The sequence below is a fragment of the Kribbella sp. HUAS MG21 genome (assembly GCF_040254265.1).
Lineage (GTDB): Bacteria > Actinomycetota > Actinomycetes > Propionibacteriales > Kribbellaceae > Kribbella.
In genome coordinates this window covers 566,144-585,169 of the sequence record NZ_CP158165.1, presented here as the reverse complement: position 1 = coordinate 585,169, position 19,026 = coordinate 566,144, and the positions used below count along the sequence as shown (strand labels likewise).

17 protein-coding genes are annotated in these 19,026 nt (G+C 70.7%); 6 read left to right on the top strand and 11 right to left on the bottom strand.

Annotated elements, in window-relative coordinates; genetic code table 11:
- Positions 1 to 483: 483 nt before the first annotated feature.
- The 4 genes from ABN611_RS02805 to ABN611_RS02790 all read right to left on the bottom strand — a co-directional run bounded on the left by ABN611_RS02805 (position 484) and on the right by ABN611_RS02790 (position 3,358).
- On the bottom strand, positions 484 to 1,062 hold the full coding sequence (locus ABN611_RS02805) for a nicotinamidase (RefSeq protein ID WP_350278162.1): 579 nt from the start codon (positions 1,060 to 1,062) through the stop codon (positions 484 to 486).
- 68 nt (positions 1,063 to 1,130) lie between these two features.
- Complete coding sequence (locus ABN611_RS02800; protein WP_350278161.1) at positions 1,131 to 1,907, bottom strand: SDR family oxidoreductase; 777 nt, start codon at positions 1,905 to 1,907, stop codon at positions 1,131 to 1,133.
- Positions 1,908 to 1,982: 75 nt separating this feature from the next.
- Positions 1,983 to 2,603 (bottom strand): dihydroxyacetone kinase subunit DhaL, encoded by a 621-nt coding sequence (dhaL, locus tag ABN611_RS02795; protein ID WP_350278160.1) that lies wholly within the window; start codon positions 2,601 to 2,603, stop codon positions 1,983 to 1,985.
- A 2-nt stretch (positions 2,604 to 2,605) separates the two neighbouring features.
- A complete protein-coding gene (locus ABN611_RS02790) occupies positions 2,606 to 3,358 on the bottom strand; it encodes an MIP/aquaporin family protein (protein ID WP_350278159.1) in 753 nt (250 codons plus the stop codon).
- 134 nt (positions 3,359 to 3,492) lie between these two features.
- On the opposite strand from ABN611_RS02790, the gene ABN611_RS02785 reads away from it, so the two are divergent.
- Positions 3,493 to 4,251 carry an IclR family transcriptional regulator gene (locus ABN611_RS02785; protein WP_350278158.1) on the top strand — a complete coding sequence of 253 codons (759 nt, stop codon included), beginning with the start codon at positions 3,493 to 3,495 and terminating at the stop codon, positions 4,249 to 4,251.
- A gap of 103 nt (positions 4,252 to 4,354) precedes the next feature.
- The gene (locus ABN611_RS02780) at positions 4,355 to 6,031 is read left to right on the top strand and encodes a dihydroxyacetone kinase family protein (RefSeq protein WP_350278157.1); all 1,677 of its coding nucleotides are present in this window, start codon (positions 4,355 to 4,357) and stop codon (positions 6,029 to 6,031) included.
- Positions 6,032 to 6,038: 7 nt separating this feature from the next.
- Here the strand turns inward: ABN611_RS02780 and ABN611_RS02775 are convergent, their stop codons facing one another.
- Genes ABN611_RS02775 through ABN611_RS02750 form a run of 6 tightly spaced genes read right to left on the bottom strand, consistent with a single transcriptional unit; the run spans position 6,039 to position 12,021 of the window.
- Positions 6,039 to 6,359, bottom strand: coding sequence for a hypothetical protein (locus tag ABN611_RS02775; RefSeq protein WP_350278156.1), 321 nt, complete (start codon positions 6,357 to 6,359; stop codon positions 6,039 to 6,041).
- Positions 6,356 to 7,156 (bottom strand): carbohydrate ABC transporter permease, encoded by an 801-nt coding sequence (locus ABN611_RS02770; RefSeq protein WP_350278155.1) that lies wholly within the window; start codon positions 7,154 to 7,156, stop codon positions 6,356 to 6,358. The genes ABN611_RS02775 and ABN611_RS02770 overlap by 4 nt, the downstream gene beginning before the upstream one ends.
- A 40-nt stretch (positions 7,157 to 7,196) precedes the next feature.
- Positions 7,197 to 8,084 (bottom strand): sugar ABC transporter permease, encoded by an 888-nt coding sequence (locus ABN611_RS02765; protein ID WP_350281588.1) that lies wholly within the window; start codon positions 8,082 to 8,084, stop codon positions 7,197 to 7,199.
- Positions 8,084 to 9,355, bottom strand: coding sequence for a sugar ABC transporter substrate-binding protein (locus ABN611_RS02760; RefSeq protein WP_350278154.1), 1,272 nt, complete (start codon positions 9,353 to 9,355; stop codon positions 8,084 to 8,086). Before ABN611_RS02760 ends, ABN611_RS02765 begins: the two co-directional genes overlap by 1 nt.
- Before the next feature lie 27 nt (positions 9,356 to 9,382).
- Positions 9,383 to 10,981 carry an FAD-dependent oxidoreductase gene (locus ABN611_RS02755; RefSeq protein WP_350278153.1) on the bottom strand — a complete coding sequence of 533 codons (1,599 nt, stop codon included), beginning with the start codon at positions 10,979 to 10,981 and terminating at the stop codon, positions 9,383 to 9,385.
- On the bottom strand, positions 10,978 to 12,021 hold the full coding sequence (locus ABN611_RS02750; RefSeq protein WP_350278152.1) for a LacI family DNA-binding transcriptional regulator: 1,044 nt from the start codon (positions 12,019 to 12,021) through the stop codon (positions 10,978 to 10,980). Before ABN611_RS02750 ends, ABN611_RS02755 begins: the two co-directional genes overlap by 4 nt.
- Positions 12,022 to 12,175: 154 nt before the next feature.
- On the opposite strand from ABN611_RS02750, the gene ABN611_RS02745 reads away from it, so the two are divergent.
- The 4 genes from ABN611_RS02745 (at position 12,176) to ABN611_RS02730 (ending at position 17,949) form a co-directional block, all read left to right on the top strand.
- Positions 12,176 to 14,545: a hypothetical protein gene (locus ABN611_RS02745; RefSeq protein ID WP_350278151.1), complete on the top strand. Its 2,370-nt coding sequence runs from the start codon at positions 12,176 to 12,178 to the stop codon at positions 14,543 to 14,545.
- A gap of 23 nt (positions 14,546 to 14,568) precedes the next feature.
- Positions 14,569 to 16,116, top strand: a complete 1,548-nt coding sequence (locus tag ABN611_RS02740; RefSeq protein ID WP_350278150.1) for a fibronectin type III domain-containing protein — start codon at positions 14,569 to 14,571, stop codon at positions 16,114 to 16,116.
- Between the two features lie 71 nt (positions 16,117 to 16,187).
- Positions 16,188 to 17,285 carry a histidine kinase gene (locus ABN611_RS02735; protein ID WP_350278149.1) on the top strand — a complete coding sequence of 366 codons (1,098 nt, stop codon included), beginning with the start codon at positions 16,188 to 16,190 and terminating at the stop codon, positions 17,283 to 17,285.
- Complete coding sequence (locus ABN611_RS02730) at positions 17,278 to 17,949, top strand: response regulator transcription factor (protein WP_350278148.1); 672 nt, start codon at positions 17,278 to 17,280, stop codon at positions 17,947 to 17,949. The genes ABN611_RS02735 and ABN611_RS02730 overlap by 8 nt, the downstream gene beginning before the upstream one ends.
- Here ABN611_RS02730 and ABN611_RS02725 read toward each other — a convergent pair.
- Positions 17,946 to 18,944 carry a YdcF family protein gene (locus ABN611_RS02725; RefSeq protein WP_350278147.1) on the bottom strand — a complete coding sequence of 333 codons (999 nt, stop codon included), beginning with the start codon at positions 18,942 to 18,944 and terminating at the stop codon, positions 17,946 to 17,948. The genes ABN611_RS02730 and ABN611_RS02725 overlap by 4 nt on opposite strands.
- Positions 18,945 to 19,026 lie beyond the last annotated feature (82 nt).

Genomic DNA, 19,026 nt, shown 5'->3' with positions numbered 1-19,026 from the left:
GAACGGAAGCCGCCCGCAGACGCCTGCCATTGCGGTACGGCGCCGCCCGCAGCCTGCCGGGTACTGCGCACCTGCCTGCCCCGTGCCTCGTGCGGCGTGGCCGCTCCGCCTGCCGCTCGCCGTGTGCCGCCTCCTGCATGCGGCCTGCCGACTGCTGCGGTCGCCTGGCACGCGCCGACCTCGCCTGCTGGGTGCCAGGCTGCCGCGTGCTGGCGACCAACCCGCCGGGACCTCTGGGCACGGTGCGCAGGCCGGTTGCCGTGCTGGGTGTTCGCGCGCGTGGTGGGCGTGGCGCCGGTGGTGGGGCGGGCGGTGCGGGGTGCGCCTCCGCCGAAGGCGTGAGAGGCAGCCGCCGCGTAGCGGTGTCCTTTCAACCACCGTCGCGGAGCCCGTTGGTGCGCCGGTGCCGGGGCGGGCTGTGCGGGATGCGCCTCCGCCGAAGGCGGCAATAGATCTGTCAGCGCGGAGCGCTGCCCGCTTTTGTCAGGTGAGGTCTACGCCGGCGGCTCGGAGTTCGGTGAGGGCCTTTTGGGTGGTGGATTCGGCTACGCCGGCGGTGAGGGTGGTGAGGACTGTGGTGCCGAAGCCTTCCTTGCGGGCGTCGAGGGCGGTGGCGCGGACGCAGTAGTCGGTGGCGATGCCGCAGACGTCGACGTCCGTGACGCCCTTGGTGCGCAGCCAGTCGGCCAGCGGGTGGCCGCCGTCGTGGGACTTGCCTTCGAAACCGGAGTAGGCGGCCGCGTACTCGCCCTTGTCGAAGATCGCGTCGAACGGCTGCGGGTCCAGGTTCGGGTGGAAGCTGACGCCGTCGGTGCCCGCGACGCAGTGCGGCGGCCAGGAGTGTACGAAGTCGGGCTCCCGGGAGAAGTGGTCGCCCGGGTCGATGTGGTGGTCGCGGGTGGCCACGACGTACGCGTACTGCCGGTCGTCCGGGTCTGCCTCGTGCCACCGGTGCAGCAGTTCACCGATCCGGAACGCGACGTCGGCGCCACCCGCGACGGCCAGGCTTCCGCCCTCGCAGAAGTCGTTCTGCACATCAACCACGATCAGTGCCCGAGCCATCGCGACGCTCCTTATACCGGGGTGCTCCCTGAGCCCACCGTACAAGCGTCGACGCCGTCAGCGCCGCATTACGCAGGCATCAGGTCGCCACCGGTCACCCGCAGCAGCTGCCCCTGGACCGCCTTGGTCCGCGGCGACGTGAGGTACAGAATCGCGTCGGCAAGCTCGCCCACGTCCGGCAGGTGCCGAGCCGTGAAACCAGCCGTCACCCGGTCCAGCGCCTCCCGCGGAATCATCCGGTGTACGCCGTTCTCGAGCGTGATTCCCGGCAGTACGACGTTCACGAGCACCCCGTCCGCGCCCAGATCGTGCTGCAGGCTCGCCGCCAGGCCGTGCAGTCCGGCCTTCGCCGCGCCGTACGCCCACGCCCCGCCGCCCATGCCGCGTTCGGCGAGATCCGTCGAGACCAGCACCAGCCGCCCGTGCGCGGATCGCCGCAGCGCGGGCGCCACCTGCTGCGCGAGGTGCATGTTGCCCTCGAGGTTCGCCCGCACGATCGCGGTCCACCACTCCGGCGTCGCGTCCTCGATCCGCTCCGTGCGTCCGTCGGGCGGGCCCCAGTCGACCGCGTTCGCGACCACCGCGTCGAGCCCGCCCCAGCGGTCGACCGTGGACGCCACCGCGGCGGCGATCGTCTCCGGCGCGTTCAGGTCCAGCGGTACGACGTACGCCGTGCCGCCCGCCTGCTCGATCTCCTCGGCGACCGCCTCGGCGGCGTCCTTGCGGGAGTTGTAGGTGATCGCGACCCGCGCGCTCTCGCGCCCGTACGCGATCGCGGTGGCCCGCCCGATCCCGGACGAACCGCCCGTCACCAGCACCGCGACATCCTTGAATCCCAGATCCATGACCCATCCTCCGCGTAGTTTGTTAGTCGGCTAAGAAGAAAACTTAGCCGACTAATAAACTGCAGGCAAGCGCCGTCAGGTCAGGGCGTGGGCGGCGGCGGTGAAGAGCAGGGCGGCGGACGTGGCGCCGGGGTCCTGGTGACCGACGCTGCGTTCGCCGAGATAACTCGCGCGGCCCTTGCGGGCCAGCATTCCGATGGTCGCGTCGCGCCCGCTCTCCGCGGCCCGCACAGCAACCTGCAGCGTTCCGCGCAGGTCGCCGGTCCCCGCAAATGCTTCGACGGCCGGCGCGAGTGCGTCGTACATGGTCTTGTCGCCGCTGTCGGCCCGGCCCCGCGCGACCACCCCGGCGAGCCCGGCGCGGAGTCCCGTCGCGAACCGATCGGCATCCACAGTGGTCTCGTCCCCCAGGGCCTCACCGAGACCGAGGAAGAAGGCCCCGAACAGTGGTCCCGCGGCGCCGCCGACGTTGCTGATCACGGTCCCGCCGACGTGGCCGAGCAGGTCACCGGGGCTGGATCGAGTGGCGTCGAGTCCCGCGACCACGACGCGGAAGCCGCGATCGAGATTGGTGCCGTGATCGGCGTCCCCGATGGCGGCGTCGAGCGCGTTGAGCCGATCCTTGTGATTGCTGACCAGCTGGCCGAACTCACGGATCCAGGCGGCCAGAATCGGTGCGGTGAGGTGCTGCGTCACGATCAGCCCTTCACCGCTGGGAGTCCGGCCGCTCGCACTTGCCGGTCCGCGGCGGTCCGGGAGAGCGCGAGGAAGGTCAAGCCGGCCAGCACGCCCGCGCTCAGCTCGGCCAACAGGTAGACCGGCAACTGACTGAACTGGACCTGACCGCCGGCCAGTTGCTGGACCAGCATCGGGCCGACGGTCCGAGCGGGATTGATCGACGCGCCGGTGGCCGGCGCGACCGGAAGGATGACGCCGAAGACGACCAGGCCGATCGCGAGCCCCGCGAACCCGGCGGCCGCCTTGCGATGGGTCGCGCCGAAGACCGTCAACACCAGGATGAAGGTCCCGACGAATTCCGCGGTGAAGGCCTGCGCGGTCCCGACGCCCGGTCCGTACGTCGCGACGCCGAGCCCGAGGTCGCTCGCCCTGGAGCCCAGGACACCGAGGATCGCGGCGGCCCCGAGGATCGCGCCGACGGACTGGGCGGCGAGATAGGCCGGCACCTGCGCCCAGGGGAACTTGCCGGCTGCCGCCAGGCCGACGGTCACCGCAGGGTTGATGTGATTGCCGGAGATCGGGCCGAGTGCGTAGGCGGTCGCCACCACGGCAGCGGCGAACGCGAACGAGATCATCCCCAGATCGGCCATGGTGAACGGCGCCGCCCCGTTGGTCATCAAAGCCGCCGGTACCGCCCCGACGCCGACGAACACCAGGATCGCGGTGCCGATCAGTTCGGCGGCGAGGCGTTGCGGCAGGTTGTTGTCGTCCATGGGAGTCCCTCCAGGTGTGCCCCGAGGCGAGAACTGATTCCGAAGACCGTTCGACATTGTCGAATGTACGTCGGAAGTTACGCCTGTGGTTCACTGATGTAAAGGGTTGTTCGCTCAGCAGAGGGGTTGTGCCGATGATCCAGTCCGTCGATCGGGCTGTCCGGATCCTTGGGGCGTTGCAGGGTGCGCGCCGGCTGAGCCTGTCCGAGCTCGCAACCCGGCTCGACCTGCCGCCGTCGACGGCGCACGGGATCCTCAAGACCCTGCAGGCGCACGGCATGGTGCTGCAGGACCGCGATTCGAACCGCTACCAGCTCGGTCCCGCGGTGCTGAAGCTGGGCAACGTCTACCTGGACACGCTCGAACTGCGATCCCGGGCCGTCACCTGGTCCGAGGAGCTCGCCCGGCGCAGCGGCCACGCCGTACGGACGGGTGTGCTGACGTACGACGAGGTGGTGATCATCCACCACGAGCCGCGGCCGGACGGCAGCCGCCAGATGCCCGAGGTGGGGATCGTGATTCCCGCGCACGCGAGCGCCCTGGGCAAGGCGATGCTCGCGTTCCTGCCTGACCAGGCCGACGAACTGCTGGCGGGGGACACCCTGCGCAGTATGACGTCGGAGACAGTGGTCGATCCGGGCCTGCTGCGCAAGCAGCTCGAGGGCGTGGCGCGGGACGCCCTGGCCACCGAGCAGGAGGAGGCCGTGCTCGGCGAGGCGGGCGTCGCGGCGCCGATCTTCGACGCCTCGGGCCTGGCGGTCGGTGCCATCGGCATCGTTCTGCCCGCGGTCGACTGGGCCCAGGCCGACGCGACCTTCGCTGCCGTCCGCGAAGCGGCCCGCAACATCTCGCGTGAGCTGGGCGCGCATCGCTGGCCGGTCCAGCCCCGCTGATCCCGACGCTCTTTACAGCCGGATGACTGCGGCCTATGCTCCGAAATCCATTCGACATTATCGAATGCTATTCGGTTCCAGGCTGCGCGAGGAGTGGTGCGACGTGAAGAAGCTGATCAACGACCCGGCCGAGGTCGTCCCCGAGATGCTGCAGGGGTTCGTGCTGACCAACCCCGGCGTCACGCTGCTCGACGACGGGGTCGTCGTCCGCGCCGATCACGCCGACGTACGCCGCCGCGGCCAGGTGGCCCTGGTGTCCGGCGGCGGCGCGGGACACGAGCCGGCGCATGCGGGGTACGTCGGCACGGGGATGCTGACCGCCGCCGTCGCGGGCGATGTCTTCACGTCACCGTCGGTGGACGCCGTACTGACCGCGATCCGGGCGGTGGGTGGTTCCGGCGGCGTGCTGCTGATCGTCAAGAACTACACCGGCGACCGCCTCAACTTCGGGCTCGCGGCGGAGATCGCGCGCACCGAAGGCCTCGAGGTCGAGCTGGTCGTGGTGGCCGACGACGCCGCCCTCGCCGCGGACGGGGACAACGCCGGGCGCCGGGGCCTGGCCGGGACCGTGCTCGTCCACAAGGTTGCCGGAGCCGCTGCCGAGGCCGGGCTGCCGCTCGCCGCGGTCAAGCAGGAGGCGCTCCGGGCGGCGGAGTCCATCGCGACCATGGGGGTGGCGCTGACCGCCTGTACCGTCCCCGCGGCGGGCCGGCCCGGGCTGGAACTCGCCGCGGACGAGATCGAGTGGGGCCTCGGCATCCACGGCGAGCCGGGCGTCGAGCGCGGCACGATCCGCCCGGCCGACGAGGTCATCGACACGTTGCTCGCCCGGTTGGTCGCGGATCTCGGCATCGGCGCCGGAGAGCGCGTCGTTCTGCTGGTGAACAACCTGGGCGGGACGCCGGCGATGGAGCTCGGCATCATCGCCCGCCGGGCGGTCAGCTACCTGGCCGAGCACCGGATCACGCTCGAACGCGCCTGGGTCGGCAGCTTCCTCACCGCCCTGGACATGGCCGGCTGCTCCTTGTCGCTGGCGCGCGTCGACGACGACCTCCTGACCCGCCTCGACGCGCCTACCCAGACGATCGCGTGGCCGGCCGCGCACATCGGTCGTGTCGTGCACGAGGTCCCGGCCCCGCGGCGCCAGCGGGAGGTCGTTGCCACGAGCACCGTTCCGGTCGACGAGAACTCGGTCCTCTGGCAGACCGTCGAGGCGGTCTGCGCGCGACTCGTCGAGGCCGAGCAGGAGCTGACCGACCTCGACCAGCTCGTCGGCGACGGCGACCTGGGCATCAGCCTGGCACGCGGTGCGCGCGCTGTCCTGAACGACAGGACGCAGTACGACGGAACCGACGACGTCTCCGTCCTGCGCGGCATCGCGGGCACCGTGCGGCGCGTCGTCGGCGGTACTTCGGGGCCGTTGTACGCCGCGCTGATCCTCCGTACGGCGGCCGCCTTGAACGCCGGGGAACCGTGGCCGGTCGCCTTCCAGGCCGGTGTCGACGCGATCGCCGAACTCGGCGGGGCCAAGGTGGGCGACCGGACGATGCTCGACGCGTTGGTGCCGGCCGCGACGGCGTTACGGACCGGCTCGCTGGCCGACGCGGTCGCGGCGGCGCGCGTGGGTACCGACGCGAGTGCGGACATCGTGGCCGCGCGCGGGCGGTCGAGCTATCTCGGCGACCGCGTTCTGGGGGTCGTCGACCCGGGCGCCCGGGCCGTCGTCCTCCAGCTCGAGGTGATCCAGACCCACCTCGACGGAGTGGTAGCAGCCCACTGAGGCTGCATCAGCCGACCGGGCGGTCCGCCAAGGCGGCGAGTTCGGTGAAGAACGCGCGGTAGACGGGTTCGTCGGCCATCGGGATCTCGACCGTGGACAGCGAGCAGACGCTGCCCGTCAACCGTGCGTAGATCGGCTCGTCGAGGTCCTCGACGTACGAGAAATGCAGCAGGTAGACGCCGCGCTTGCGCGCCTGGACCTGTACCCGGACCCATTCCAGCGGGGTCCGGTAGGACCTGACGACGTTGCTGCGCTCGAACAGTTCGAGGACCCCGCGGTCGACGCGGATCTGCACCCGGCCGTGCTCGAAGACGATCGGCTCGGTCATTTCAGCCCCGAGTGCGCCAGGCCCTCGACGAACTGGCGCTGGGCGAGCACGAAGACGATCAGGACCGGCAGCACGGTCATCGTGGCCGCGGCGAGCTGGGTGTTCCACATGTCGGCGCCGTACGCGTCGGTGAACCGGGTGAGTGCCTGCGGCAACGTGAACAGCTCCGGTGAGGTCAGGTAGACAGTGGGTTCGAGGTACAGGTTCCAGGAGGAGAGGAAGGTCAGGATCGCGACCGCGGACAGCGCCGGCCGGGCGAGCGGCAGGCAGATCCGCCACCAGATCCCCGGGCGGCCGAGGCCGTCCAGCCGCCCTGCCTCCTCGAGTTCGGCCGGCAGCGCGATGAAGAACTGGCGCATGATGAACGTCGCCAGCACACACGGCGCGGCCAGTGCGGTGACGAGGATCAGCGGCCAGTGGGTGTTGATCATCCCGGCCTGCTTGAACACCTGGAACAGCGGGACGATCGTCACCTCGCTCGGCACCAGCAACCCGGCGAGCACCACCAGGAACAGCGCGTTCGCGCCAGGAAACCGGATCCGGGCGAACGCGTATCCGGCCATGCTCGACACCAGCAACGTGATCAGCGTGACCAGTACGGCGATGTAGACGCTGTTCACGTACTGCCGCGCGAACGGCTGGAACGTGAACGCCTCGCCGTACGCCGCCAGCGTCGGGTGCTCGGTCCACAACGTCGGCGGCGCCTTGAAGATCTCCGGCAACGGCTTGACCGACGCCGCGACCATCCAGATCGTCGGCACCGCGAACGGGAGCGCGAGGACGGCGAGCGCTGTCACCAGGAGCGCGCGCCGGATCCACGACGGTCTATTGTTCCCCCTATTGTTCATGGAACACCCATTTCCGGCGCAGCTGCCATTGCAGCAGCGTCAGCACCATCACGAAGCTCAACAGCATCAGCGCGAGCGTCGACCCGTAGCCGATGTCGTTGAACTCGAAGGCCTGCTGGTAGACGTAGTACACGAGCACCGTGGTGCTCAGTTCGGGCCCGCCGCCGGTCAGTACGGCGATCTGCGCGAACGACTGCAGCGCCCCGACGACGGTGATGATCGCGGTCAGCAGCACCGTCGGCGAGATCAGCGGCAGCGTGATCCGGGCGAACATCGCCCGGCTGCTCGCGCCGTCCATGCGCGCCGCCTCGTACAGCTCCGACGGCACGCCCTGCAGTGCCGCCAGGAACAGCACCATGTTCACCCCGACACTGCGGACGACCTGGCTGACGACGACCGACACCATCGCGGTGTCTCCGTGCTGCAGCCAGTTCGGCCCGTCGACACCGACCGCGCCCAGCAGGCCGTTGATGCCGCCGTTGTCCTGCAGCAGGAAGCCCCAGACCAGGGTCCACGCCACCACCGACACCACGACCGGCGAGAAGAACACGGTGCGGAAGAAGGTCGCGCCGCGGAACCGCCGGTTCAGCAGGACGGCGATCAGCAGGCCGAGCGAGATGTTCAGCACCACCACGCCGCCGGAGAACGCGACCGTTGCCAGCAGCACGTTCGGCAGCTGCGGATCGGACGCGAGGGCGGCGTAGTGGTCGGCGCCGACGAAGACCTGCTTGCCGGTGAAGACGTTCCACTTGTTCAGGCTGTACCAGATCGCCAGCCCGACCGGGATCAGCACGAACAGCACGACGCCGGCGAGCTGCGGCGCGATGAACAGGTACCCGGTCAGGACATCGCGCCGGCGAGTGGTCCAGTAGCGCATCACTTGGCCAGGATCGGCTGGATCGCGGCGCAGACCGAGTTCAGTACGGCGGGGATGTCGGCGTCGGCCTTCCACAGCGCGTCCAGTGCGGTCTTGCCCTTCTGGGCGATCTCGGCCGGGCTGGTGTGGTTGGGCAGCGTGACGGCGTTCGGCAGCTGGTCGACCACGACCTCCTGCAGCTGTGCGGCCGAGAGCTTCTTGTTGTTCTGGGCAAGCTTCTCGCCGGTCAGCAGCGACTTCCGCGGCGGCGGGAAGAACTGCGCGAGCTTCGCGGCGTTCTCCGGATTCGTCAGGTAGGCGAGGAAGTCCGTGGCCTGCTGCTGATGCTTGCTGGCGGCAAGGACACCGACCCCGGCCTGGCCGAGTACGGTGTGCCGCCCGGCCGGACCCGCCGGCAGCGGATGCAGACCGAACTTGAACGAGCCGGTGAGCAGCGACGCGCGGGACACCTGCGCGATCGTGAACGCCGCGTCACCCGCGAAGAAGTCGGCCTTCGTACCCGGCCCGGGCATCGCGCCGGTCTTGAACGCCGCGTCGTGCAGGAACGTGAACGCGCGCTGCATCTCCGGGCTGTTGAACGTGCAGGTCTTGCCGTCCGGGCTCCACGCCGCCCCGCCGAAGCCCGTCCACACCGTGGCCAGCGTGTTCCACGACTTGTAGTCGAAGTCCCGGATCACGAAGCCGGCCTTGCCGGTCTTCGCGTGTACGGCGGCACCCGCGGCCGCGACCTGGTCCCAGGTGAGCGTCTTCGGGTCGATCTTCTGGCCGGCCTTCGCCAGCACGTCGGTGTTCACGTACAGCGCGAACGGCGAGTTCGAGAACGGGTAGGCGTACAGCGTACCGTCGCGGCTGTACTCCTTGGTGGCGCTCTCCACGAGGTCGTCGTACTGCCAGCCCTCGGTCGACTTGAGCTTGTCGGTCAGGCCGACCAGCGCGTCGGAGGCGATCAGGTCCTTCGACAGGTCGCCCATCCAGGCCAGGTCGGGGGCGTTACCGCCGGCGATCTGCGTGGTCAGCGTGGTGTTGTAGTCCGCGAACGGCAGGCTCTCGAAGGTGATCGAGGTGACCTCGGGGTGGTCGGCCCGGTAGGCGGCGCCGATCGTGTCGAGCAGCTTCAGCTGGTCCGCGTTCGACGTCCAGACCGTCATCCGCAGCTTGACGTCGGTGGCCTGCGCTCCTTGAGTGCCGGTACCGGATGCGCCGCACGCGGCGGTCAGCGTCGCCGCCGTCGCCAGCGCGAGCGCGCCGAGCAGTTTCCTTGCAGTGATCATGATGTGGGTCCTTCGTGCAGGGGATGACTAGTAGCCGGCGATCTCGGGCCAGTGCAGCTCGACGCCGGCCGCGGTCAGCCGTCCTTGGAGCCGGCCGACGAGGGTGTCGTCGGTCGCGACGTGCTGCGGGCTCAGGCCGGTCTCGAGGCAGTACGCGACGAGCTCGCCGGCCGATTCGCCGATGTTCCACTCGACCGGATGCAGCCGGTAGGCGCCGTTGGTGATGTGGGTGGTACCAATGTTCTTGGCGGCCGGCACCAGGTTCTGGGTGGCCACCGGGACGAGCGCGCCGAGCGGGATCTCGAACGGTGCGCACTCGACGTCGATGTAGTTGTCGCCGCCGGTCGACGGGTGCAGGTCGATCCGGTACATCCCGACCCCGACCGAGGCGTCGAAGCGGGCCGGGCCGTCGTACCCGCGGACCTTGATCGAGATGTCCTGCTCGCGGACCGTGGTGAGGGCCTTGATCCGCCGCGACTCCCGGATGTACGGCGCCTGCGCGAAGCCGTCCGCCGTACCGACGAGGTCGCCGCGCAGCCGCAGGCCCGGCCAGCCGCGACCGCCGTCGGGGCGCGGCGCCTCGGTCTGCAGCCAGTACACGTACGCGCGGGACTGTGCCTTCGCGGCGCGCAGGTGGGCGTCGCGGTCGTCGGTGTCGATGATCGACCCGCCGACGTAGTCCAGCTGCGGCCAGTTGGCGAGCACGATGTCGCTGTCGTAGAAGCCCGCGGTGAAGTTCTGCCGGGCGGCGATCCGCCGGAACTGCCACAGGTCGCGGTCGCCGGCGTCGAAGCGCGGGTCCCCGGTCCGGTCCGCGACCGGATTGACCCTCATGGTTCGCTCCTCCGGGACCAGCGTCCGCGGGTTCGGGGCGACGAACGACAGCATCGGCCCGCCCCAGTACGGCAGCTCGAACGACCGCCAGAAGTCGTAGTCGGCCGGCCGCTCGATCGTGTGGTCGCCCGCGACGTGGTCGAAGACGAAGCACCAGGCGATCGACTGCACGTTGGCCGGATCCGCCACCTCGGCGGCACTCGGCTCGCCGGTGTCGGACCGCGCCTCGGCGCCGACGACGTACTCCGTACCGGTCAGTGGCAGCAGGTCGCCCGTCTCGGTGCCGTCCAGCACGAACTCGGCGGAGATCACCGTCTCGGCCCCGGTCCGCGGATCCGCGACCGTCACCGTGCGGACGACGCCGTCGGCCACTTCGGCCGCGACCGGCACGCGGGGCTGCAACACCGTCAGGCGTCCCGTCGACCGGTACGGCGCGAGCATGGCGCTGATGACCGCGTCCGCCACGCGGGGCTCGTGGCACAGTCGGCTGACGCGGCCACGCCCCGGATTCAGCTCACGGTCGGCGCGCGCCGCGTCGGTCAGTGGATAGTGGTCCCGGTAGTAGCGGCGGATGCCGTCGCGGAGTGCGCGGTACCGGGCGGTGACGCCGAACTGCTCGACCCAGATGTGCTCGTCGGGCGGCACCGCCTGCGAGGTGAGCTGCCCACCCAGCCAGGCGTACTCCTCGGTCATCACGACCCGCCGGCCGCGCTGCAGCAGCGCCAGCGCCGCGGCGACGGATCCGAGACCACCCCCGATGATCGCGACCTCGGTGACGATGCGCTCGGTCATGACTCGCTCCGTACGACGATGGTGTCGCCGGGCTCGACGTCCGCGACCAGGTGCCGCCGGATCTCCAGCGCGGACCAGTCGTCGGGCTCGGTCGAGATCAGCAACTGCAGCAAGTCGAGCGCCTCGGCGGCCAGTTGTTCCCTCGGGACATGGAAGCCCGCGAGCGGCCGGCCCTCGATCCGATGACCGCGCACCTCGCCCAGCGCCGCCACCGAGATCTCCTCCGGTACGCCGACTCCCGCGGCCGTCAGCGCGTGGACGACGTCCTCGATCAGGAAGGCGTCCTCGGCGATGATCACGGTGGCGCCGGTCGCGCGCGCCAGCCGGGGCAGGTCCGCGATCCGCTCCTCACCGACCAGCAGGAAGGCGAGCCGGCCCTCCGCCGAGGCGGCCTCGACGGCACCGCGCCGGTCCCGCGCCGCGGGCGTGTCCCGGCCGCGGTGCACGTAGAGCGCCTGCTGATGTCCGGCGGCCGCGGCCTGGTCGATCAGCGCGGTGGTCGGCGTGACGTAGTCGATGGCGACGTACGGCACCGCGGCGGCGGTCTCGTCCCGGCGGCCGATCGCGACGAACGGGAACTGCTCGGCGACCAGGCGCTCCAGCTCGGACGCGACCATCTGCTGGCCGAGCAGCACGCAGCCGTCGGTCAGCCGCAGCCGGGTCTTGCGGTGGAACAGGCTGCGGGTGCCGTCCTCGACCGGTGACGAGGTGAAGAACAGCAGGTCCCAGCCGATCCGCTCGGCGGCTCGCTCGATGCCGTTCAGCAACGGGCCGTAGAAGTCCATGCTCTCGGGGGACAGCGCGGGCTCGTAGGTGAAGACACCGATGATCTGGTTGTCCAGGCCGGCCAGCCGGCGGGCCGCCGGGTCCGCGACGTACGTCAGTTGCTCGATGGCCTGCTTGACCCGCGCGCGGGTCGCCTCGGGGATCCGCACTCCTGCGCCGTCGCGGTCGTTCAGCACCACGGACACCGTCGTTTGGCTGACGCCCGCGAGCTCGGCGATCTCGCGCTGGGTGACCCGGCGAGGTTTCGGTGCCATCGTTCCTCCGTCTTGATAATACCTATCTTCAACAGCGTGCAGCGACCATAGCCCAGCAAAAGGCCAGAAGGCAATGACCTCTTGACGACCGGTCGCCGGTCTGACAGCGTTCCGCTCACTAATCTGCAGATACGGATTATCAGGAGAGCAGAAGATGACGCCTGACGCGCACCCCCGGCCCACCCTGAACCGCCGCGGCTTCCTCGGCGCGGCCCTCGCGGCCGGTGTCGTCCTGGTCGCCGAGGCGACCCCGGTCACCGCGCACGCCGCGGCCGGTGACGTGACCCTGACCGCCGGCGGCATCAGCCTGCTGGGCAGCCCCGGCGGGCGGCTCGCCATTCGCGACGGCGCCGGCGTCACGCGGTCGGCGGGCTCGCGATTCCAGGTGAAGGACAGCGTGACCGGCGTTCACACCTCGATCGGCGGCACGCCGACGCTGAGCGCGCTGCCCGACGGGACGCCCGCGATCCGGATGGACTACACCTTCGACGCGGCCGCCGGACCGACGTCTGTCACGGGCTGGTTCAGCGTCAGCACCTCGCACGCCCGCCTGGAGTGGCGGATCACCGGGGCGAGCACGCTGCTCCCGGACGGCTTCCTGTTCAGCCGCGCGATCCAGGCGCCGGCTGCGCCCGACGACTACATCGCCGTCACCGAGTGGATCCGCGACGCCCGCGGCGGGATTCCGTACGAGGACACCGTGGGCGTCGCGCACACCTCGACCTGGAATGCCAGTCTGCACGGCCTGTTCCTGCTGGACCGGTCCCGGCAGGCGTGGACGAACGCGACCTGGGTGCACTCGCCCGGCGTGGTCGATCCGGCCGGCGGCTGGACCAGCCGGGCCGACTTCTTCTTCTCCGAGACCCGCCCGTCGGCAACCGCGACCATCGGCCGCGGCCGTGAGCTCGGGATCGAGCTCACCACCAACAGCGACTTCAACCTGTACGCGTCCGCCGGTGCGGCGATGGAGCTCACGGCCTTGGTGGCCAACGGCGGCGCGGCCAAGGCCGTCGAGCTCGAGCTGTGGATGCGCAGCTTCGACGGAGTGCAGCTGGCCGCCACGACCGTGACCGGCACTGTCGCCGCGGCCGGAACCTGGCAGCACACGTTCCACCTGACTGCTCCCGCGAGCGGGATCGCCTTGGCCGAAGTCGTGGTCCGCTCGGGCACCGACGAGGCCTTCGCGCGGACCAACCTGGCGGTCCTGCCGCCGTTCGACTATCAGGCCGGTACGGCGAGCATGTTCGGCATCGCCAACTACCCATGGCTCCAGCGGCCGAGTGCGGACGCCGTACTGGATCTGTGGCAGCGCGCGGGCATCAGCCTGGTCCGGATCGCGTACGACGGTGGGCCCGGGTTGCCGCCGTCCGCGTTCGACGCGCGCGGGATGCGGCACAACATCGAGCTGCAGCCGTCGTTGACCGTGACCGACACCGAGGCGGCCGCCTGGGCCGCGGACAAGCTGGCGGTGGCGGTCGGCGCCGGCGCCGGGTACTTCGAGGTGGGCAACGAGCTGAACCGGCCGTTCAACACCGGCGACGCCGCGCAGGCGTACTTCGACAAGGTGATGCGGCCGGTGTTCGACCGCCGGGCCGTCACCGGCGACACCGTGAAGCTGATGAACAACGGGCTGGCCGGGATGGACAAGCCGTGGGTGGAGAAGTTCATCGCCGCCGGCGGCTGGGACCTGATCGACGCGTTCGCGTACCACCCGGGCCGGGGCAACTTCACACCGGACTACATCCCGCCGGGCGACTGGGGCAGCGGCTCCGTGGGCACCTACTGGAACTTCTACGGTGGCCTCAGGCAACTGAAGACGCTGATGGCCGAGCACGGCAAGAAGGAGATCTGGCTGACCGAGGCCTACGCGGCCACCAAGCCGAACAGCTGGTGGCACGACACCTACCGGCACGCGGCCGAGAACATTCTGCTCACGCTGGCGTTGGCCAAGGCCGAGGGCATCACCTGCGTGTGCTGGTACCAGTTCCACGACAGCGTCCTCGGGATGCCGCAGCTCGCGGATCCGGACAACGTCGAGTACCACTTCGGCCTGATGAACCGCGACCTGAGCCCGAAGCCGTCGCTGCTGGCGTACGCGACCGCGGCCCGGGCGCTCGACCGGGCGGTGTTCCGGGGCTGGCTGTCCTTCGCCGACCCGTTGACCTTCGGGTTGTGGTTCGACACCCCGGAGGGCCCGGCCGCGGTGCTGTGGAACCGGGCCGACGGCTACATCCTGAACACCGACGGGCAGCGCACCGACTGGCACTTCCCGGCCCCGGAGGTCTGGGTCGACCCGTGGCCGACCAAGACACCGCTGACAGTCACCGCGAACTCCGCCGTCCGGGCGGTGGACGCGATCGGGCAGGTTCGTCCGGTGCCGGTCGTCAACGGCAAGGCGACGCTGACCCTCGACGGCGCACCGCGGATCTACTACGGCCTGGTCCCGCACGTGACCGGCGGCGGTACCCACACGCTGGCCGGCTGCCGCCCCGGCCGGAAGCTGATGCCGAGAGTGATCGAGTGAGCGCGCATTGTTAAGGTGCGCGCATGAAGAAGGCTTTCCTGGCTGCCGGTACCGCCGCGGCGGTGCTTGCGGCGGCGCTGGTGCCGTCGGGACCGGCGACCCAGGCAGCGACCCAGGCGGCCACGCGGGTGCAGAGTGCGCCGCGGGGATTCGGGGCGTCGGTGTCGTCGGTGCAGCAGAACTCGTGGCAGACGAACGCGAGTGTGAACGCGGTCGCCGTCGCCGGGAACCTGGTCTTCGCGGGCGGGCTCTTCACCCGGGTCCGCCCGCCGGGGAAGCCGCGCGGTACCGGGGACGCCGCGCGGAAGTACTTCGCGGTGTTCGACCGGACCACCGGCGTACCGACGCGGTTCGCGCCCCAGGTCAACGGGCCGGTGTGGAGCGTCGCCGTCTCGCCGGACGGCCGCCGGGTCGTGATCGGCGGCGACTTCACCTCGGTCGACGGGGCGCCGCGGTCGCGGATCGCGATGTTCGATGTTGCCACCGGCAAGCTGGTGGCGGGTTGGGACCCGGCGGTCAACTACCGGGTCGCGGCGTTGCGGGTCACCGGGAGCACGGTGTACCTCGGCGGCTCGTTCGGCGCGGTGGACCGGGCGGTCCGCAACCGCATCGCCGCGGTCAGCCTCGGCACCGGCGCGCTGTTGCCGTGGGACCCGGACGCGGACGACGACGTGCACGCGATCGAGCTGTCCGCCGACGGGAGCCGGGTCTTCGTGGGTGGCGGGTTCACCTCCATCGGCGGCGGAGGCTCGCACGCGCTCGCGATGTTGAGCCCGGCGACGGGTGAGGCCTACCCGATGCCGGCCGCGGATGCGATCCCGCCGCTCACGCCGGGCTGTGACAGCCGCGTCAAGGACCTCGAAGTCCAAGGGAACAAGGTGTTCGCGGCCAACGCCGGCGCCGGCGTCGGCTGCTACGACGGTGTGCTGGCCGCGGACACGCGGACCGGCGAGCTGATCTGGCAGAGCCACTGCCTGGGCGCGACCGAGGCGATCAAGGCCATCGGCAACTGGTTGTACAAGGGCTCGCACGCGCACGACTGCAGCGCCGACGGGGGCTTCCCGGAGAAGACCGGCATGCACCACCTGCTCGTCCACAGCACGATCACCGGCAAGCTCGGCCCGTGGTTCCCGAACACCAACGCCGGCGGCAAGACGCAGGTCGGGCCGCTGTCGTTCGCGTCCGGCGGCAACGACCTCTGGGCGGGCGGCGACTTCACCACCGTGAACGGCGTACCGCAGGAAGGCCTCACGCGCTTCACCAATACGCCAGGCGGTGCCGCGCCCGCCCGGCCCGCGGCGCCCAAGGTCGCGAGCGCGCGGCCGAACAAGGTGACGATCGCGTTCCCGACGGTCGTCGACCGGGACAATCTCACGCTCACGTACCTGGTGTACCGCGGCAACACCCGGATCGGCAGCTGGTCGCGGACGTCGAACTCCTGGACCAAGCCGACCGTCACCTCGGTCACCGACTCCCGCCTGACCAGTGGACAGACGCTGGCGTACCGCGTCGACGTCAGCGACGGCCGCAACGTCCGGAGGAGTGCGACGGCCACCGTCCGGGTCCGCTGACGGGCGTCGGACCCTGGGCCGACGGACCGCGGTCCGAGGCGGCTGCCCGGCGGGTCGGCTAGGTTCGACGCGTGACGGAGTACGGCTTGAGTCGACGGCAGTTGGTCGTCGCGGACTGCGTCGTCGCCGTCGGGTACGCCGTTCTCGTGGTGCTCACGTCGTCCACCGGGATCGGGCTGGTCGCGGTCGCGCTCGCGCCGCCGATCGCGGTCCGGCGGATCTGGCCGCTCCCGGCCTTCGCGGTCGCCGCCGTGGTGTCGGTGGTCGCGTTCGTCCTCGACGCGCTCCGGGACCCGCTGCTCGCCGCGGCGTACGTGCTCTACGCCGTCGCGCTCACCCGGCCGCCGAGCCGCCCGTTGTCCAGCCGCCGCCTGATCGGCGTCGCGGGCACGGTCGGCTTCGTCGTCCTGTTCCTCGCCATGGTGGCCGGAGCGCCGGCCGGTCAGCCGAGCGCCGCGCTCGTCCTCACCGGAATCGCGGCGCTGTACGGCGCCTGGGTGCTGGGACAGGTGGTCCGCGACCGCCGGGCCGCCGCAGCGCGGGCCGCGCAGCAGCTGGCCGAGCAGGCGGTCGCGGCGGAGCGCCTCCGGATCGCCCGCGAACTGCACGACATCGTTGCCCACAGCATGGGGTTGATCGCGGTCAAGGCCGGGGTCGCGAACCACGTCCTGCGGGTCCGTCCCGAGGAGGTGTCCGACGCGTTGTCGGTGATCGAGTCGACGAGCCGCGACGCACTGGTCGAGCTGCGGCACATGCTCGGCCTGCTGCGGACGCCCGACGAGCCCACGGATCACGCACCGCCGGCCGGACTCGCGGCGCTGCCGGACCTGATCGCCCGGGTCGAGTCGACCGGTGTCGCGGTCGAACTCGCGGTCGACGTACCTGAACCACTCCCGGAGGCCGTCGGACTCACGGTGCACCGCATCGTCCAGGAGTGCCTGACCAACGTCACCAAGCACGCCCGCGCGAGCCGCTGCCGCGTCGCGATCAGCGACGCCGCGGACGCCGTACGGATCGAGGTGACCGACGACGGGTCCGGCGGTGAGGTGGTGGAGGGCCATGGTTTGATCGGCATCCGCGAGCGGGTCGGCGTGTACGGCGGAACGTACCGGGCCGGGCCGCGCGCGGACGGCGGTTTCGAGGTCGTCGTACGGCTGCCGCATGAGTGACATCAAGGTGCTGGTCGCCGACGACCAGGCGCTGCTGCGCGGCAGCTTCCGGGTGCTGATCGACACCACGCCCGGCCTGACGACGGTCGGCGAGGCGGCGGACGGGATCGAGGCGGTCGAGCTCGCGCGGCGGGAGCAGCCCGATGTCGTCCTGATGGACGTCCGGATGCCACGCCTGGACGGGATCGAGGCGACCCGGCGGATCTGCTCCGCGGCCGAGACCGCCGGGACCCGGGTGCTGATCCTGACCATGTTCGACCTCGACGACGCCGTGTACGCCGGACTGCGCGCCGGCGCGAGCGGCTTCCTGCTGAAGGACGTGCCGCCGGTCGAGCTGCTGCGGGCGATCACGGTCGTCGCGGCCGGTGAGGCGCTGCTCGCACCGTCGATCACGCGCCGGCTGATCGCGGAGTTCGCGCGGCTGGCCGAGCCCGGGCAGGCGCCGTCGAGCGGGCTGGACGGCGTGACCGACCGCGAACGCGAAGTGCTGTCGCTGATCGCCCGCGGGCTGTCGAACGAGGAGATCTGCGCGCACCTGCGCGTCGGGCGCGGCACGCTGAAGACGCACATCGGCCACCTGCTCGCCAAGCTGCACGCGCGGGACCGCGCGCAGCTGGTCATCGCGGCGTACGAGTCAGGTCTGGTCCAGCCCCGGCGCCGCTAGAGATACCGCGTGATCGCGGCGACCGTGATCAGCAGGCAGACGCCGCCGTTGAGGTAGGGGTGGGCGGCGAGGATCGCGACGAACTCACGGATCGTTGCCGTCGGCCAGTAGTACGCCGCGGTGGGGGAGCCGACGACCTGGCCGTTGACCTTCGCCTTGCGCGCGGTGAGGGCCGCGCGGAACGCGTGGAAGTTGTTCGTGACGACCAGGCAGCGGTAGTCCGGGCGCCGCGCCACCATCAGCTGGTGGCTGAAGGTCAGGTTCTCCCAGGTGGTCGTGGACTTGTCCTCGCGGAGGATCTGCTCGTCGGGGACACCGCGCTCGACCAGGTACGCCGCCATCGCGTGCGACTCGGGGAGGTCCTCGTGGGGGCCCTGGCCGCCGGAGGTGATGATCAGCGGGTTTCGGCCCTTGCGGAGGATCCGCTCGTAGACCTGCTGGGCGCGGTCGAGGCGGCTGGCGAGCAGCGGCGGGACCCGGGAGCCGATCAGTCCCGAGCCGAGCACGACGACGAAGTCAACCTTCCGCGACGAGCGCACCCGGCTGTAGACGAAGGCGTAGACCAGGAAGCAGAGGAACAGGAACGAGACGTACGTCAGCACCCCGAGCAGCACCGAGCGCAGGGCGGCCAGCGGCTCCCAGCCGATCCGCTGGACCAGCACGCTGAAGACGACGAAGCCGATGATGCCGAGCCCGACGAGCAGCGACAGCAGGTTGGACAGCCGGCGACGCTCGCGGCGCAGCATCGTGACGCCGTTGACGACCAGGAAGACCGCGAGGACCGCGATCGCCAGCGGGATCGCGACCAGGATCGCGACCACGAGCAGCCGGGCCGCCGTCCGGTTGACGGCCTCGATCGCGAAGATCAGCCCGAGACCGGCGAACATCAGCGTCAGGACCAGGAAGATCGCGTTCTTGAACAGCCGCCGGTCGCGCAGGAAGCTGACGCCGAAGACGAGGAACCAGAAACCGGCGATCCCGAAGCAGATGCCCATCGGGCGTCATCAAAGCACGCTCCGTCGCCGAGCTGCGGGAGGCTGGACGGTTCGCGGTGTGGACGAGTCGAGGCGGGACGGA